General features: G+C 69.5%; 1 protein-coding gene and 1 pseudogene. Both read right to left on the bottom strand.

The window, feature by feature from the left end; genetic code table 11:
* A pseudogene (locus DK254_RS00860) lies at positions 1 to 248 on the bottom strand (2-keto-4-pentenoate hydratase); the annotation flags it as partial.
* 14 nt (positions 249 to 262) lie between these two features.
* The coding region (locus DK254_RS00855) for an alpha/beta fold hydrolase (RefSeq protein WP_109931658.1) at positions 263 to 949 on the bottom strand (687 nt) is incomplete at its 5' end.

Raw genomic sequence — 949 nt, 5'->3', positions numbered from 1 at the left:
CCGCCGAAGTCCGGCTGGTCCACGCCCAGCTGGGCCTGCACCTTGGGGTTGGTCAGGCCGATCTTGCGGCCGACCAGGCGCCGGCCGCAGGCCAGGGCATGGGCGACGTTGAGGCGCTGGATGGCGTAGGCGGCCTCGCCGTTCTCCGCGCCGAGGGTGTCACGCAACGGGGCAATGGCCTCGCCCTGCGTTTCCGCGCGGCGCAGGTCGGCGGCCAGGCGTTCGAGGGTCTCTTGGCTGATGGTCATGGGGCACCTCGGGTTCAGTGCTGGAGGAAGTCCAGCACCAGGCGGTTGAAGGGTTCGGCGTGTTCCCACTGGGCCCAGTGGCCGCAGTTGTTGAACACGTGCAGCGTGGCGTCGGGGATGCCGGCGAGCAGGCGCAGGCCGGCGTCCATGGGCACGAAGCGGTCATTGCGGCCCCAGACGATCAGGGTCTTCGCCTGGATCTCGTGCAGGCGCGAGCCGAAGTCGGGGAACTGCTTCGGGTTGGCGGCGAGGCTTTCGACGAAGTTGTCCAGGTGCTCGCGGCGGCTGAGCATGTTGTCCAGGCGCACCTGGAACAGTTCCTCGGTGAGGTCGCTGGGGTCGAAGACGAAGACGTTCATCATCCGCTTCAGGTTGTCGATGGTCGGTTCGCGGTACAGGCCGTTGAGCAGCTTGATGCCCTCGGTGGGCATCGGCACGAAGGGGCTGGCGCCGCCGGTGCCACCGCCCATGAGCACCAGCTTGCCGACGCGCTGCGGGTTGGCCAGGGCGAAGGCCACGGCGCTGTGGGCGCCCATGGAGTTGCCGAGCAGGTGCACGCGTTCCAGCCCCAGCACGTCGAGCAGGCCCTTGAGCGCCGTGGCGTTGAGGTCCGAGCGCGAGCCGCGGCAGACGATGGGGTCGCTCCGGCTCCAGCCGGGGCAGTCCATCAGCACCACGCGGTAGCCGGCGGCCAGCAGCGG

The sequence above is a fragment of the Pseudomonas sp. RW407 genome (assembly GCF_003176655.1).
GTDB lineage: Bacteria > Pseudomonadota > Gammaproteobacteria > Pseudomonadales > Pseudomonadaceae > Pseudomonas > Pseudomonas delhiensis.
The sequence above is the reverse complement of the archived record's forward strand: the minus strand, read 5'-3'. Positions and strand labels throughout refer to the sequence as shown.